The 14,952-nt window shown below is 72.7% G+C and carries 16 protein-coding genes; 13 read left to right on the top strand and 3 right to left on the bottom strand.

All coding sequences use genetic code 11. From position 1 onward, the window contains the following. Positions 1-4: 4 nt before the first annotated feature. The 10 genes from B0I31_RS20415 (at position 5) to B0I31_RS20370 (ending at position 8,582) form a co-directional block, all read left to right on the top strand. Entirely contained in the window at positions 5-1,015 is a 1,011-nt protein-coding gene (locus B0I31_RS20415) for a Ppx/GppA phosphatase family protein (RefSeq protein WP_106617070.1), read from the top strand. Continuing rightward, positions 1,015-2,238: a hypothetical protein gene (locus B0I31_RS20410; protein ID WP_106616939.1), complete on the top strand. Its 1,224-nt coding sequence runs from the start codon at positions 1,015-1,017 to the stop codon at positions 2,236-2,238. The genes B0I31_RS20415 and B0I31_RS20410 overlap by 1 nt, the downstream gene beginning before the upstream one ends. Further along, positions 2,235-3,020 carry a sugar phosphate isomerase/epimerase family protein gene (locus B0I31_RS20405; protein ID WP_106616938.1) on the top strand — a complete coding sequence of 262 codons (786 nt, stop codon included), beginning with the start codon at positions 2,235-2,237 and terminating at the stop codon, positions 3,018-3,020. The genes B0I31_RS20410 and B0I31_RS20405 overlap by 4 nt, the downstream gene beginning before the upstream one ends. A 134-nt stretch (positions 3,021-3,154) precedes the next feature. Next, positions 3,155-4,075 carry a proline dehydrogenase family protein gene (locus tag B0I31_RS20400; RefSeq protein WP_106617069.1) on the top strand — a complete coding sequence of 307 codons (921 nt, stop codon included), beginning with the start codon at positions 3,155-3,157 and terminating at the stop codon, positions 4,073-4,075. Positions 4,076-4,083: 8 nt separating this feature from the next. Beyond that, on the top strand, positions 4,084-4,890 hold the full coding sequence (locus B0I31_RS20395; protein WP_106616937.1) for a thioesterase family protein: 807 nt from the start codon (positions 4,084-4,086) through the stop codon (positions 4,888-4,890). 49 nt (positions 4,891-4,939) lie between these two features. Further along, a complete protein-coding gene (gene proC / locus B0I31_RS20390) occupies positions 4,940-5,752 on the top strand; it encodes a pyrroline-5-carboxylate reductase (RefSeq protein ID WP_106616936.1) in 813 nt (270 codons plus the stop codon). Between the two features lie 120 nt (positions 5,753-5,872). Then, the gene (locus B0I31_RS20385; protein WP_053722699.1) at positions 5,873-6,076 is read left to right on the top strand and encodes a helix-turn-helix domain-containing protein; all 204 of its coding nucleotides are present in this window, start codon (positions 5,873-5,875) and stop codon (positions 6,074-6,076) included. A gap of 122 nt (positions 6,077-6,198) precedes the next feature. Next, positions 6,199-6,300 (top strand): 30S ribosomal protein bS22, encoded by a 102-nt coding sequence (locus tag B0I31_RS20380; RefSeq protein WP_015105422.1) that lies wholly within the window; start codon positions 6,199-6,201, stop codon positions 6,298-6,300. Between the two features lie 210 nt (positions 6,301-6,510). After that, positions 6,511-7,548 carry an NAD-dependent epimerase/dehydratase family protein gene (locus B0I31_RS20375; protein ID WP_106616935.1) on the top strand — a complete coding sequence of 346 codons (1,038 nt, stop codon included), beginning with the start codon at positions 6,511-6,513 and terminating at the stop codon, positions 7,546-7,548. A 32-nt stretch (positions 7,549-7,580) separates the two neighbouring features. Continuing rightward, positions 7,581-8,582 carry a lysophospholipid acyltransferase family protein gene (locus tag B0I31_RS20370; RefSeq protein WP_106616934.1) on the top strand — a complete coding sequence of 334 codons (1,002 nt, stop codon included), beginning with the start codon at positions 7,581-7,583 and terminating at the stop codon, positions 8,580-8,582. A gap of 9 nt (positions 8,583-8,591) precedes the next feature. Here B0I31_RS20370 and B0I31_RS20365 read toward each other — a convergent pair whose 3' ends face one another. From B0I31_RS20365 to B0I31_RS20355, 3 genes are all read right to left on the bottom strand, one after another. Continuing rightward, entirely contained in the window at positions 8,592-9,479 is an 888-nt protein-coding gene (locus B0I31_RS20365) for an HAD family hydrolase (RefSeq protein ID WP_073886038.1), read from the bottom strand. A 39-nt stretch (positions 9,480-9,518) separates the two neighbouring features. Next, the gene (locus tag B0I31_RS20360; RefSeq protein WP_106616933.1) at positions 9,519-10,625 is read right to left on the bottom strand and encodes a DUF5667 domain-containing protein; all 1,107 of its coding nucleotides are present in this window, start codon (positions 10,623-10,625) and stop codon (positions 9,519-9,521) included. A gap of 100 nt (positions 10,626-10,725) precedes the next feature. Beyond that, positions 10,726-11,379, bottom strand: a complete 654-nt coding sequence (locus B0I31_RS20355; RefSeq protein ID WP_106616932.1) for a sigma-70 family RNA polymerase sigma factor — start codon at positions 11,377-11,379, stop codon at positions 10,726-10,728. 171 nt (positions 11,380-11,550) lie between these two features. Between B0I31_RS20355 and B0I31_RS20350 the strand changes: the two genes are divergently transcribed. From B0I31_RS20350 to B0I31_RS20340, 3 genes are read left to right on the top strand one after another with little or no spacing between them, the layout of a single operon-like run. Further along, positions 11,551-13,047, top strand: coding sequence for an AMP-binding protein (locus tag B0I31_RS20350; protein ID WP_106617068.1), 1,497 nt, complete (start codon positions 11,551-11,553; stop codon positions 13,045-13,047). A gap of 5 nt (positions 13,048-13,052) precedes the next feature. After that, positions 13,053-13,289, top strand: a complete 237-nt coding sequence (locus tag B0I31_RS20345) for a glutaredoxin family protein (protein ID WP_181320253.1) — start codon at positions 13,053-13,055, stop codon at positions 13,287-13,289. A 59-nt stretch (positions 13,290-13,348) separates the two neighbouring features. Continuing rightward, complete coding sequence (locus B0I31_RS20340; protein ID WP_106616930.1) at positions 13,349-14,842, top strand: molybdopterin-dependent oxidoreductase; 1,494 nt, start codon at positions 13,349-13,351, stop codon at positions 14,840-14,842. Positions 14,843-14,952: the final 110 nt, after the last annotated feature.

Below are 14,952 nucleotides of genomic sequence, written 5' to 3'. Positions count from 1 at the left end.
CCGCGTGCGCCTAGGGGTGCTTGATGTCGGGTCCAACACCGTCCACCTCTTGGTGGTGGACGCTCATCGTGGTGCCCACCCGACGCCGATGAGTTCGGAGAAGTCCGTGCTGCGCCTCGCGGAGCAGCTGGACGGCTCCGGGCTGCTCGGGCGTGCGGGCGCCGACCAGCTGGTGCGCACCGTCGCCGCGTCCAAGGCGGCGGCGGAGCGGCTGGGCTGCGAGGACCTGATGGCGTTCGCCACGTCCGCGGTGCGCGAGGCGGGCAACTCGGCCGAGGTGCTGGACCGGGTGCGCGCCGAGACCGGCGTCGACCTGCAGGTGCTGACCGGCGAGGACGAGGCGCGGTACACGTTCCTCGCGGTGCGCCGCTGGTACGGCTGGTCGGCGGGCAGGCTGCTGTGCCTGGACATCGGCGGCGGGTCGCTGGAGCTGGCGGTCGGCGTGGACGAGGAGCCGGAGGAGGCGTTCTCGGTGCCGCTGGGCGCGGGCAGGCTGACCCGGACCCGGTTCCGCCACGACCCGCCGACCCGGGCCGAGGTGCGCGAGACCACCGAGTGGCTGGCCGGGCAGCTGGCGCCGGTGGCGAAGAAGATCCGCCGGGTGGGCGTCCCCGACCGCGTGGTGGCGACGTCGAAGACGTTCCGCACGCTGGCCAGGCTGACCGGCGCGGCGCCGTCCTCGTCCGGTCCGCGGACGCGGCGCGTGCTCACCGACGCGGGGCTGCGGCAGCTCATCGCGTTCATCTCCCGGATGTCCGCGGCCGACCTGGCCGAGCTCGAAGGGGTGAGCGCCAGCCGCGCCCACCAGCTCGTGGCGGGTGCCCTGGTGGCGGAGGCCACGATGCGAGCCCTGTCACTGGACGAGCTGGAGATTTGCCCCTGGGCGCTGCGGGAAGGTGTCATCCTGCGTCGGCTGGACCACACTAATGGTTCGGACCTGGACACCCCGCCGGACCGCACCCGCCGGACGGGTGACACTGGACGGACTGGCCGCCACGGGGCACGGTGGAGTTGATGAGTCGAGAGAGCGAGTCGGAGCAGACCCAGCGCACCGTCGCGGAGTTGCTCGCCCAGTACGGCGGGGGCTCCGGCGAGGTGACGCCGCGTCGGCGACGGCGCCGGGCCGAAGAGTCCTCGGACACCGCTCCGCAGGCCATCATCGACCGGGTCAACTCCGACAGCGGCAGGCTGCGCGCCCTGCGGGACGAGCCCGAGCCGCCCGCCGCGCCACCACCCGCGCCGTTGCCCCAGCGGAAACGGCCGGTCGAGGCCGAGCGCACGGCCTACCAGCCACCCCCGCCGCCGCTGTCGCGGCCGGAGCCGCCCGCCGCGCGCCCGGAACCGCCGGTGTCCCGGCTGGAGCCGCCGGTCTCGCGGCTCGAACCACCCGTGTCCCGGCTGGAGCCGCCGAAGAAGGCCGAAACGGGGCGCAGACGCGCGCCCGAGGTCGACCCGGCCGAGGAGACCAGGGTCGTGCCGCCGATCGTGGCCGACTACCCGGGCGAGCCGTCCCGGTCCACCCTGCCGAAACCACCGGTCAAGCCCGAGCCGTCGCGCTCGAACCTGGTGCGTCCCGGGCCGCCTCCCGGCGTGCCGCCCGTGGTGAAGCCGCCGGTGGCGAACCCGCCCGGGCGCGAGCCGGTGACCGAGGTGATGCCGCGCATCGCCGACAAGCTCACGCCGAACGTGCCGCTGGAGTCGTTGCCGACCGAGTCGGTGCTGATCGTGCCGCCCGCGCCGCCGAGGCTGCCGGAACCGCTGCCCGACCAGACACCCGAGGACTGGTTCGGCGACGACGAGCCGGAAGAGGTCGTCGAGCAGGAGAGCACCGCGTTCCACCCGTACGTCGACCTCGACGAGGAAGACGACGACGACTACCCGAGCCGGGGCTTCCAGCGCCGCGAGCCGGACGACGACGGGCCCGCCGGGCTGGCCGACCTGGACGACGAGGACGACGAGCGCCCCGCCGACCGCTCGGCCGGCAAGGAGTGGCTGCTCATGATCGGGCAGCTCGCGGCGGGCGTGATCGGTGGCGCGGCGCTGTGGCTCGGCTTCAACTTCCTGTGGCGCACGGCCGCGCCCGCGGCGCTGGTGGTGGCCCTGGCGGTGACCGTGGGCCTGGTGATGATGGTCCGCAAGATCCGCCGGGCGGACGACCTCCAGACCACCGTGCTGGCCGTGCTGGTCGGGCTGATCGTGACGGTGTCGCCCGCGGCGATGCTGCTGGTGAACTCTTGATCCCGGTCGGCCTGTCCACCGCGGCCGTGTGGCCGCAGCCCGCGGGTGCCGCGTTCGAGGCGGCGGCCGAGCTGGGGTACGACGGCGTCGAGGTCATGGTGTGGGCCGACCCCGTCAGCCAGGACGTGAAGGCGGTCGAACGGCTGGCCAAGCGCTACCGGGTGCCGGTGCTGGCCGTGCACGCGCCGTGCCTGCTGATCAGCCAGCGGGTGTGGTCGCCCGACCCGGCGGAACGGCTGCGGCGCAGTGTGCAGGCGGCTTCCGACCTGGGTGCGCGCACGGTCGTGCTGCACCCGCCGTTCGTGTGGCAGCGGCGGTACGCGGACGGGTTCGCCGACCTGGTGGCGTCGTTGGAGGACGCCAGCGGTGTCGCGATCGCGGTGGAGAACATGTTCCCGGTGCGGAGGCCGCTGGGCCGTGGACGATCGGTGCAGGTCACGGCGTTCCGGCCGTCGATCGACCCGACCGACGTGGGCCACCGGAACTACACGCTGGACCTGTCGCACGCCTCTGCCGCGCACCAGGACACGATGGAGCTGGCCAAGCGCATGGGCGACGGGCTGACCCACGTGCACCTGGCCGACGGTTCCGGCCTGCCCAAGGACGAGCACCTGGTGCCCGGCCGCGGCACCCAGCCGTGCGGCGAGCTGCTGTCCCACCTGACCCGCACGGGCTTCACCGGCCAGGTCGTGCTGGAGGTCAACACCCGCCGCGCCCGCACCGCCGCCGAACGCGCCGAGCTGCTCTCCGAATCGCTCCTCTTCGCCCGCCTGCACCTCTGACCCCGCACGACCCCGCGTGTCCTACGTTCAGAACGCGCGTGTCCTACGTTCAGGACCCCCGAATTCAACGTTCAGGTCAACGGCAGGCCAACTCGCACCCGCTTCCGCGCCGGTCAGCGGCTAGGGTCTTGATCGTGAACCCGTTGCGCACGTTGATCCTCGCCGCCGCGGGCAACGACGCGGTGCGCCGGGTCGTCGCGACCGCACCCGTCAGCCGTGACGTGGTGCGCCGGTTCGTGGCGGGCGAGACCACCGCCGACGCGATCGACGCCGCCGGCGGGCTGATCGGCGACGGCCTCCGCGTCACCCTCGACCACCTGGGCGAGGACACCACCGACCGCGCCACCGCCGAACGCACCGTGCGCGCGTACCTCGAGCTGCTCGACCAGCTGCACGACGTCGGCCTCGCCGCGGACGCCGAGGTCAGCGTGAAGCTGTCCGCCGTGGGCCTCGGCCTGGGCGGGACGCTCGCGCTCGACAACGCCTCCCGCGTCTGCGCGGCGGCCGAGCAGGCGGGCACCACGGTCACGCTCGACATGGAGGACCACACCACCACCGACGCGACCCTGCGCGTGCTCGCCGAACTGCGCCGCCACTGGCCCTCGGTGGGCGCCGTGCTCCAGGCGTACCTGCGCCGCACCCTCGACGACGTGCGCGAACTCGCGGACACGCGCGTCCGGCTGTGCAAGGGCGCCTACGCCGAACCGCCATCGGTGGCCTACGTCGACCCGCACGAGGTCGACCTCAACTACGTGCGCTGCGCCAACGTCCTGCTGGCCGGCTCCGGTTACCCGATGTTCGCCACCCACGACCCCCGGCTGGTCGAGATCGTCTCCGAACGCGCCCGCTGGTACGGCAGGTCGGTCGAGGACTTCGAGTTCCAGATGCTCTACGGCGTCCGGACCGGCGAACAGCGGCACCTCGCGGCGGAAGGGCACGTCGTGCGCGTCTACGTGCCGTTCGGCGGGCAGTGGTACGGGTACCTGATGCGCCGGCTCGCCGAACGACCGGCCAACGTCGCGTTCTTCCTGCGTTCGCTGGTCAGCCGCTCGTGAGGAGCCTCGTGTCCTTCTCGGTAGCCAGTGCGGTCCGCCCCCTGGGCGACGGCACGTACACCGCGTCCCTGCCCGCCGAGTGGACGATCGGTCCCAAGCCGCACGGCGGGTTCCTGCTGGCCCTGGTGGCACGGGCGGCGGTGGACAGCGCGCGGTCGGCCATGCCGGGTGCCGACGACCTGGCGCCGCTGGCGGTGAGCACGCAGTTCCTGCGCGCGCCCGAGGTGGGGCCGGTGCTGGTGCGGACCCAAGTGCGCAAGGCGGGGCGGACGGCGACCGTGGTGGCGTCGACGCTGGAGCAGCGGGGCCGCAGCTGCGTGGAGTCGGTGGTCACGGTCGGGCGGATGCCCACCGCCGCGCCGGACTACGTGGACCTGCCCGACATGCCCGCCGCGCCGCCCGCGGACGCGATCGACCTGGCGTCCATGGGCTCCGGCGGCGTGTACAAGCTCGGTGCGGTGTGCGACGTGCGGCTCGACCAGGAGGGTGCCGGTTTCCTGACCGGGCGGGTGGGCGACCCGCTGGTGCTGCGGCTGTGGGCCCGTCCGCTGGGTGAGCGGCCGGACCCGTACTTCGCGCTGGTCGCCGGGGACGTCTCGATGCCGGTGACGTTCAACCTGGGCCGGTTCGGGTGGTCGCCCACGGTGCAGCTGACGGCGTTGCTGCGGGCGAACCCGGCGCCGGGGTGGCTGCGCGTGCGGGTGTCGTGCAGCGCGGTGCACGGGCAGTGGTTCGACGAGGACGCCGTGGTGATCGACTCGGCGGGGCGGCTGGTGTGCCAGGCGCGGCAGCTGGCGCTGACGCCGGCCACCTGACCCGGGGACCTGCGGTATTGCCGTTGCGCCACCGTGGCAGGCTTGGCGCATGACGACCATCGCCGTGTTGGGGGCTGGCAAGATCGGTGAAGCGCTGCTGTCGGGGCTGTTGCAGGGCGGGCGCAAGGCCGACGAGCTGCTGTTCACCGAGAAGCACCCGGAGCGGGCCGCCGCGCTGACCGAGCGGTACGGGGTGGAGGGCCTGGACGTGCCCGGCGCCGCCCAGCGGGCCGACGTCCTCGTGGTCGCGGTCAAGCCGCAGGACATCGAACCGCTGCTGGACGAGCTGGCACCCGTGCTCCAGCCCGGCACGCTCGTGGTGTCGCTGTGCGCGGGTTTGCCGACGTCCCTGTACGAGCGCAGGCTGCCCGACAGCACCCCCGTGGTCCGGGTCATGCCGAACACCCCGATGCTCGTCGGCGAGGCGATGAGCGCCATCTCGGCCGGCAAGTACGCCACCGACGAGCACCTGAACCTGGTCGAGGAGCTGCTCACCACGGTCGGCAAGGTGGCCCGCGTCCCGGAGAACCAGCAGGACGCCGTCACCGCGCTGTCCGGCTCCGGCCCGGCCTACTTCTTCTACCTGGTCGAGGCCATGATCGACGCGGGCATCCTGCTCGGCATCCCGCGCGACCTCGCCAGCAGCCTGATCATCCAGTCGGCGGTCGGCGCGGCCACCATGCTCAGCGAGGGCGGGCAGCACCCGACGATCCTGCGCGAGGCCGTCACGTCGCCCGCCGGCACCACCATCATGGCCATCCGCGAGCTGGAGCGGCACGGCGTGCGCGCGGCGATGCTGGCGGCCCTGGAGGCGGCGCGCGACCGTTCGGTGGAGCTGGGACGCGCCCACGAGGCGGACTGATACCGCCATTGGCCGTCGCACCAGTCCCACCTGTCCCGTTACTCTCAAGGCAGCACGTGCGTGTCGAACCGTCGGTGGGGAAGCCGACGGCACGACGCGTGTCGAAGGACGCGGTGATCCATGCCTGCGGAGGAGAAGTCGCTCGGTCAAGTCAGATTCATGACGGTCGCCGAGGTCGCGCTGATGATGCGCGTGTCGAAGATGACGGTGTACCGCCTGGTCCACTCCGGTGAGCTGACGGCGGTGCGCGTGGGCAAGTCGTTCAGGGTGCCGGAGAAGGCGGTGCACGAGTACCTGCGCAACGCCTACTTCGACGCCGGGTGAGAGCGCGTGCGGGCCGCCGGGTAAACTCATAGGCCGTTCGTGCCTGGTGTCGGCGCGCCCACTTGACGGGTGTCTCCACCGGCGCGTGGAGACCACCAACGTCTAGTAGTGAAGGAACCCGCATGGGCTCGGTCATCAAGAAGCGCCGCAAGCGCATGTCGAAGAAGAAGCACCGCAAGTTGCTGCGCAAGACGCGGGTCCAGCGCAGGAAGCGCGGCAAGTAGCCCCTGCGGGTTCTGCCACCGCCAGTCCCCGGCCCTGCGGGTCGCGGGACTGGCGGTGTGCTCGTCCCAGGGCAGGACGTGCCGTCCCGCCATCCGGGTGATTCACCGGTAAAGCCTCGGTGACCTGCGTCAAGACGACGTTCCACGGCCGATCCCACTGCGGGATCCCGGATAGCATCGTCGAGTCGCCCCACCCGCACAGGGAGTCGCATGGCGCCCAAGGTCGTTCTCGTCACCGGCTGCAGCCGGTACCTCGGCGGTCACCTCGCCGCGCGCTTCGCGGCGAACCCGGACATCGACCGCGTGCTCGGCGTGGACACCGAACCGCCGTCACGCGACCTGCTGCGCCGCATGGGCCGCGCCGAGTTCGTGCGCGCCGACATCCGCAACCCCCTCATCGCGAAGGTCATCTCCACCGCGCACGTCGACACGGTCGTGCACGCGTCGGTGACGGCGAACCCGGCCGGCCCGTCCGGGCGGACCGTGATGAAGGAGATGAACGTCATCGGCACGATGCAGCTGCTGGCCGCGTGCCAGAAGTCGCCGCACGTGCGCAAGCTCGTGGTCAAGTCGACCAGCGCGGTCTACGGGTCGAGCTCGCGCGACCCGGCCGTGTTCACCGAGGACATGGGCCCGAAGGACCTGCCGTCCAGCGGGTACGCCAAGGACGCGGTCGAGGTCGAGGGGTACGTGCGCGGGTTCGCGCGCCGCAGGCCGGACGTGGACGTGACCGCGCTGCGGTTCACCAACTTCATCGGCCCGCGCATCGACACGGTCCTGACCAGGTACTTCGCCCTGCCCGTGGTGCCGACGGTGATGGGCTACGACGCCAGGGTCCAGCTGCTGCACTCGGAGGACGCGCTGGCCGTGCTGGAACGCGCGGCGCTGCACGACCTGCCCGGTGTCTACAACGTGGGTGGTGACGGCGTGCTGATGCTGTCGCAGGCCATCCGCCGTGCCGGCCGGATCAGCCTGCCCGTGCCGAGCGCGGCGGTGCCGACCATGGGCCGGTTCTTCCGGGGCGCGCGGCTGGTGGACTTCTCCCCGGACCAGATGAGGTTCCTGAACTGGGGCCGGGTGGTGGACACGACGCTGCTCAAGGAGGAGTTCGGCTTCACGCCGAGGTGGACCACCCAGCAGGCGTTCGACGACTACGTGAGCGGGCGCGCGCTGCGTCCGCTCGTCGACCCGGAGCTGGTGGCGTCCGTCGAGCGCGGTGTGCTCGACCTGGCCGCCAGGTTCCGCTAGCGGGTTCCGATCGAGGGCGAGGAGGTGGACGCGTGGAAGAGGCACGGGTGATCCCGCTGCACGGTGCCGACCGGGAGGCGGCTCGACGACGGCGTGGCACGACCGGTGCCCTCGGGCCGGTTCCCGTGCCCGAGCCGGCCGCGACGGAGGCCGCGGAAGAGGCACCGGAGGTCGAGGACGCGGTCGAGCCGGCGGGCTGGGAGCAGCGCTTGGCGGAACTGCTGGCGTTCGCCCGCAGGCGCCTGCGCGGCGACTACGAGGTGGACGAGTTCGGCTTCGACCCGGACCTGACCGACCACGTCCTGATGCCACCGCTCAAGCCGCTGTACGAGAAGTGGTTCCGGGTCGAGACGATCGGCCTGCACAACGTGCCCGGCGAGGGCGGTGCGCTGATCGTCGCCAACCACTCCGGCACCCTGCCGCTGGACGCGACGATGACCGCGATCGCCATCCGGTCCGAGCACCCGAAACGTCGTCACCTGCGGATGCTGGGCGCGGACCTGGTGTTCAAGACGCCGGTGCTCGGCGCGTTGGCGCGCAAGTCGGGGCAGACGCTGGCGTGCAACCCGGACGCGGAACGGCTGCTCAGGTCCGGTGAGCTGGTCGGCGTGTGGCCGGAGGGCTTCAAGGGCATCGGCAAGCCGTTCAAGGACCGGTACAAGCTGCAGCGGTTCGGGCGGGGCGGGTTCGTGTCGGCGGCGCTGAACACCGGCGTGCCGATCATCCCCTGCTCGATCGTGGGTGCCGAGGAGATCTACCCGAAGATCGGCGACATCAAGGCGCTGGCCAGGCTGTTCGGCTTCCCCTACTTCCCGGTGACGCCGTTCTTCCCGTTCCTGGGGCCGCTCGGTGCCATCCCGTTGCCGTCGAAGTGGTACATCGAGTTCGGCGAGCCGATCCGGACCGATGTCCACGGTGCGCACGCGGCGGACGACCCGATGCTCGTGTTCAACCTGACCGACCAGGTGCGCGAGACCATCCAGCAGACCTTGTACCGGCTGCTCACCCAGCGTCGGAACGTCTTCCTGGGATGAACCCGACGATCAACGGTCACGACGCCGGTAGGCCAGGGTCGCCGCCACGGCACCGGCCAGCGCACCCGCCCCCAGCACCGACGGCACGCCGATCTTCGCCGCCTTGCGCCCGGTCCGGAAGTCCCGGATCTCCCACCCGCGCTTGCGCGCCGTCTCGCGCAGGCCGGAGTCGGGGTTCACCGCGACCGCCGTACCGACGACCGACAGCATCGGCACGTCGTTCACCGAGTCCGAGTACGCCGTGCAGCGCCGCAGGTCCAGGCCCTCCTTCGCGGCCAGCGCCCGGACCGCGTGCGCCTTCGCCCGGCCGTGCAGCAGGTCGCCGACCAACCGGCCGGTGTAGATGCCGTCCTCGCTCTCCGACACGGTGCCCAGCGCACCGGTCAGGCCGAGCCGCCGCGCGATGATCTGCGCCAGCTCCACCGGCGTCGCCGTGACCAGCCACACCCGCTGGCCGGCGTCCAGGTGCATCTGCGCCAACGCCTGCGTGCCCGCCCAGATCCGGTCGGCCATCAGCTCGTCGTAGATCTCCTCGCCGAGCGACACCAGCTCCGCCACGGACCGCCCGGCCACGAACGACAGCGCCTGCTCCCGCGACGCCGCCACGCTCTGCGGGTCCTCCCGGCCACCGACCCGGAACTTGAGCTGCTGCCAGGCGAAACCGGCCAGGTCGGAGTTCTTGAAGTACTTGCGCGCGGCGAGCCCGCGGGCGAAGTGGAAGATCGACGCGCCCATCATCATGGTGTTGTCGACGTCGAAGAAGGCGGCGGCGGTGAGGTCGGTGGGCGCGCTCCCGGACGGCGCGATCGTGAGCGCGGCCTCGGCCGAGGCCGCGCCGGCCAGCGCGGCACGCCGCTCCCGTTCCGCCGAGCCCTCCACCACACGCCTTTTCACCACGTCAGCGCCTCCCGCGGTCCGATGGGGACAGGGTAGCGATCAGCCGCCGAGGCCGGGCAGCGGCAGCGGCAGCGACGGGAGCGTCAACGTGGGCAGCGGCGGCAGCGGTCCGCCGGGTGTCGTGGTGGTCGGCGGGACCGTGGTCGACGGCTTGCCGCTGCCCGGCACACCGCTCGGCGTGCCGGTGCCGGTCTCGCCGGGTGCGTCGCCGGACGTGGTGGGCGCGACGGCGGTCGTGGACGGCGGCACGGACGACGGCACGCCCGGCGGCGGCGTGCCGGGGTCGGCGGGTGCCACCGCGCAGGCGTCCGCGGCGGGCACCGGGCCGACCTGGTCGGTCTGCCCGGACGTCACGGACGCGCAGTCGGCCCTGGCGCGCAGCGCGGACGCGCGTTCGGCGATCCGGGCGAGCAGGTCCAGCGACGTGCCCGCCCGGTCGGCGGCCTCGGGCGGCAGGGACGCGCGCAGTTCGGTCAGCCGGGTCGTCTGCGTCTCGGCCCAGTCGCGCAGCTCCTCCAGCGCGCGCTGATCCGAGTTCGAGCCGAGGGCGGCCAGCACGCGGGACCCGGCCGCGGCGTCGGCGTCGAAGTCGGTCAACGCGGTCAGGTAGCCGCCGAGCGGCCCGCCGCCGGACTCCCGGTACCGGTCGGCCAGCGTCTCGATCTCGGCGACGCGCGCGGCGGCGAACTCCAGGCGCTTGTAGCCCTTCGACTCCTCGTCGAAGGTGAGGCCGAGCGAGGCGGACTCGGCGGTGCGCTTGACGCCGTACAGCGCGTCGCCCGGCAACGCGTCCCGGCTGAGCAGCAGGCTCATCCCGGTCAGCGAGAACAACAGGCACAGCGCCGCGGCGAGCGCCACCACTAATCGGCCGCGCGCACCGGTGCGGCGCTCCCGCACGGGCTGGTCGAGCTTCGTGGGCGGTGCCGCGGCCGCGCCGAGGACCCTGGCCCGCATCCGCGCCTTGGCTGCCTCGTCGGGCCCCGCCGTGACTGCGGCTTTCCGCAGCAGGGCCACCACGGCCAGCTCGTCGGCGAGCTCGTCGCCCTCGACCTCTTCCGACTCCGGACCGGGCCGCGCGTCGACCGCGCGAGCGAACTGCTCGCGCTGCCTGTGACGCCACAGCGGCGTGATCCCTTTGCCTGCCATCCCGCTCGGCCAACCATCCCGCACTGTCTAGGCGATCCTGCCCCGAACAACGAACCGGGAGGTTCCGGGGTTACGCGAGCGACGAGTGGTGCGACGGTGATCACCGCAGCCAGGTCGGCAGCAGCTGGGCCAACCGGCGCACCGCTCGGTGCTGCAGCGCCTTGATGGCGCCCTCGTTGCGGCCCATCCTCGCCGCCGTTTCCGCCACGGACAAGCCCTGGATGAAGCGGAGGGTGATGCATTCCCGCTGGTCGTCACCCAGTTGGGCGACGCAGCGGAGCAGTTCGGCGTTCGTCGCGTCGGTCAGCACTTCCTGCTCGGGGCCGTCCGTGACCTCGCGGTTGTCCGCCAGTTCGGCCGTCGTGACCTCCAGCCGGTAGCGGCTCGACTTGACGTGGTCGAACACGATGTTGCGCGCGATCGTGACGAACCAGGCGCCGACGTCGCGGCCCTGGTAGCTGATGGACCGGATGCTGCGCAGCGCGCGGAGGAACGTCTCGCTGGTGACGTCCTCGGCCAGCGTGCGGTCGCTCACCCGGAAGAGCACGTACCGGTAGACCACGTCGACGTACCGGTCGTACAGCGCGCCGAACGCGTCCGTGTCGCCGCCCTGAGCGGCGCGGACCAGGTTCCACGGCTCTTCGGCCGCGTTGCTCTCCACGCTCTCGATCGTGCTGGACTGCCCTCCCGCCCTCCACCTCGATCGGAGCGTCCGGATGGTTCGGACGGAGTTCTCGCGTGCCCGTGCGGTCATCGGCTCGCGGCACCTCCACAGAGTCGCCGTGCCGGCAGCATACGTGTTGTTACTCCGTAGTAGGTAGCGGCAAGTGGTGTCGAGTCTGCGACCCGGACGGAGGCACTGCGTGACGCCGCCCGCGCGTGACAGACTGCGCTGAGGTCCGCTGTGGTTCACCAGGAGGTCACGTTGACCGCTTCCGCAAGCAACATCGCCGACCTGGTTCGCGCCTCCGCGCACCGTGGACCCAAGCACGTCGCGCTGGTCGATGTCACGGCCTCCGGCGAAGCCGGGAACCGGACGACCGCGAACAGCCACACCTGGGCCGAGTTCGACGCCGCCGTGGACGGTGAGGCGCACCGGCTGGCCGCGGCGGGCGTGGCACCCGGCGACCGGGTCGTCGTGCGGCTGCCCACCGGAGCGGAGTTCTGCGTCGCCGTGTTCGGCGTGCTGCGCGCGGGTGGCGTGCTGGTGCCGGTCGGACCGGGCCAGCCGAAGCGCGAGCTGGAGCGCCTGGTCGCCGACAGCGGCGCGAAGCTGCTCATCGGCGACCCCGGCGGTGTGGACGTCGCCGTGCTGCCACCGCCGACCATGGCGCCGGGCGAGGAGTTCACCGCCATCGGCTCGGGCGAGGACCTGGCCGTGCTCGGCTACACCTCCGGCACGTCCGGCTCGCCGCGTGGCGCGATGCTGTCGCACCGGGCGCTGCTGGCCAACGTCGAGCAGTGCGCGGCCCTGCGCCCCGCCCCGGTGACGGCGGGCGACCGGGTGCTGCTCGCGCTGCCGCTGTTCCACGTCTACGGCCTCGGCCCCGGCCTGCTGCAGGTGGCGGGTGCGGGCGCGACGGCCGTGCTGCTGGAGCGGTTCGACCCGGACCAGGCGTTGACCGCGATCCGCGAGCACCGGGTGACCACGCTGGTCGGCGTGCCGCCGATGTACGCGGCGATCCTGGCCCAGCCCGTCGAACGGCTCCGCGCGGACCTGGCCACGGTCCGCCTGTTCACCTCCGGCGCCGCGCCCCTGTCGCCCGGCCTGCTGGACGCCATGCGCGTCGCGACCGGCCTGCCCGTCTACGAGGGCTACGGGCTCACCGAGACCGGCCCCGTGCTGACCACGACCCTGGCCGGCGGCGTGCCCAAGGCCGGTTCGGTCGGGCGTGCGCTGCCCGGCGTGCAGGTCCGGCTGGTCGACACCGACGGCAGGCCGCTCGACCAGGACGAGGACGAGCCGGGCACCGGCCTGGTCGCGGCCAGGGGCGACAACCTGTTCAGCGGCTACTGGCCGGACGGCGCGCACGGCCCGGACGCGGAGGGCTGGTTCCGCACCGGTGACGTCGGCTACCTGGACGCGGACGGCGACCTGCACCTCGTCGACCGGGCGGGTGACCTGATCATCGTCAACGGCTTCAACGTCTACCCGCACGAGGTCGAGCAGGTGCTGGCCGAGCTGGACGGCGTGGCCGAGGCGGCGGCGGTCGGCGTGCCGGACGAGCGGACCGGCGAGTCGGTGAAGGTCGTCGTGGTGCCCGCCGAGGGCGCGGAGCTGACCGAGGACGCCGTGCTGGACCACTGCGCGGGACGGCTGGCGAAGTTCAAGGTCCCGACCGTGGTCGAGTTCGCCACCACGCTCCCGCACTCGCCGACCGGCAAGCTCGCGCGGGCCCGGCTGCGCCTACCCCTAGCCTGAACGCCGTGAGCCACCACGTCACCTTGATGAGCCGGGTCGACTGCCACGCCTGTGAGCAGGCCAGAGCCGACCTGGAACGGATCTGCGGCGAACTGGGCGTGCCGTGGGACGTGCGGGACGTCGACTCGGACCGCGAGCTGCGCGCCGAGTACGGCGACCGGGTGCCGGTGATCCTGGTCGACGGCGAGGAGCACGGGTACTGGTCGGTCGAGGAGGACCGCCTGCGCGCCGCCCTGCGCTGACGATTACCGGCCGCTTACGGATTCGGCGGCCAGGGGCGCCGAGGGTGTCGAATTGACCCATGACACGCCTGACCGCCGCCCTCGTGGGACTCCTCGGCGTGGTCGCCGCCCTCGCGGCCGGTCACCTGGTCGCGGGTGTGGTCGGGCCCTCGGCGTCACCGTTCGTGGCGGTCGGCAACACGGCGATCGACCTGGCGCCGAGCCCGCTGAAGGACTTCGCGGTCCGCGCGTTCGGCACCCACGACAAGCTCGTGCTGCTGCTCGGCATGGCCGCCGTCCTGCTGGGCGCGGCCGTCGCCGCGGGCCTGCTGTCCCGCCGCACGCCACTGCCCGGCACGGTGCTGGCCGTCGTCCTCGGCCTGCTCGGCGTCTCCGCCGTGCTGTACCGGCCCGACCTGGGCCAACTGGGCGTCCTCGCCCCGGTCGCCGCCCTGGCCACCGGTGTCGCCGTCTTCCGGTGGCTGCACGCCACGGCCACCAACCCCACCGAGCCGACCGCCGGTCGCCGCGCGTTCCTGATCACCTCGGCCGCCACGGGTCTCGCCGCCCTCGTCGGCCAGTTCGCGGGCAGCCGGGTGGACGTCGAGGCGTCACGTCGTGCGGTCGGGGAGCTCAAGCCCGCCTCGCCCGCACCGCCGATCCCGCCGGGCGCGGACTTCGCCGCCGAGGGCACGCCCACCTTCATCACGCCGAACGCGGACTTCTACCGGATCGACACGGCGCTGAGCGTGCCGCGCGTCCGCGCCGAGGACTGGGCGCTGCGCGTGCACGGCCTGGTCGACCGCGAGCTCGTCCTCCGCTACGACGACCTGCGCCGCCGTGACCTGGTCGAACGCACGGTGACCATGGTCTGCGTCTCCAACGAGGTCGGCGGGCCCTACATCTCCACCGCCCACTTCGTCGGCGTGCCGCTGCGCGACGTCCTGCTGGAAGCCGGCGTCCGGGACGGCGCCGACCAGCTGTTCTCCACCAGCGCGGACGGCTGGACGGCCGGTTCGCCGGTCGACGTCGTCCTGGACCCCGACCGCGGCGCCCTCATCGCGCTCGGCATGAACGGCGAGCCGCTGCCGCTGGAGCACGGGTTCCCGGCCCGCCTGGTCGTGCCCGGCCTGTACGGGTACGTCTCGGCCACGAAGTGGGTGGTCGACCTGGAGCTGACCACGTTCGAGGCGAGGCGCGGCTACTGGATCGACCGCGCGTGGGCGCGGGAGGCGCCGGTCAAGGTGATGTCCCGGATCGACCGCCCGGAGCGCGGGTCCACCGTCTCCGGCCGGGTCGTCGCCACCGGTGTCGCCTGGGCCCAGCCCATCGGCGTCGACCGGGTCGAGGTCCGGGTCGACAGCGGACCGTGGCGGACCGCGACCCTCGCCGCCGAGGTGAACGGCTCGGCTTGGCGCATGTGGCGGGTCGAGCTCGACGGCCTGGCGCCCGGAGGTCACACCGTCGAGGTACGTGCCACGGACCGGGCCGGGTTCACCCAACCGCAGGCCCGCGTCGCGCCCCTGCCGGACGGGGCGACCGGCTGGCACAGCGTCTTCTGCACCGTCCGCTAGATCACCCGAACAGGTGCTGGTGCGGAATTCACCCCACGGGGGCGCAGTGGGGTCGGGGGTCCGGTCACCGACTTTGTGCAAGCGTTCACAAGCGGTACGGTGGTCGCATC

The organism is Saccharothrix carnea (assembly GCF_003014735.1).
Classification (GTDB): Bacteria; Actinomycetota; Actinomycetes; order Mycobacteriales; family Pseudonocardiaceae; genus Actinosynnema; species Actinosynnema carneum.
The sequence above is the reverse complement of the archived record's forward strand: the minus strand, read 5'-3'. Positions and strand labels throughout refer to the sequence as shown.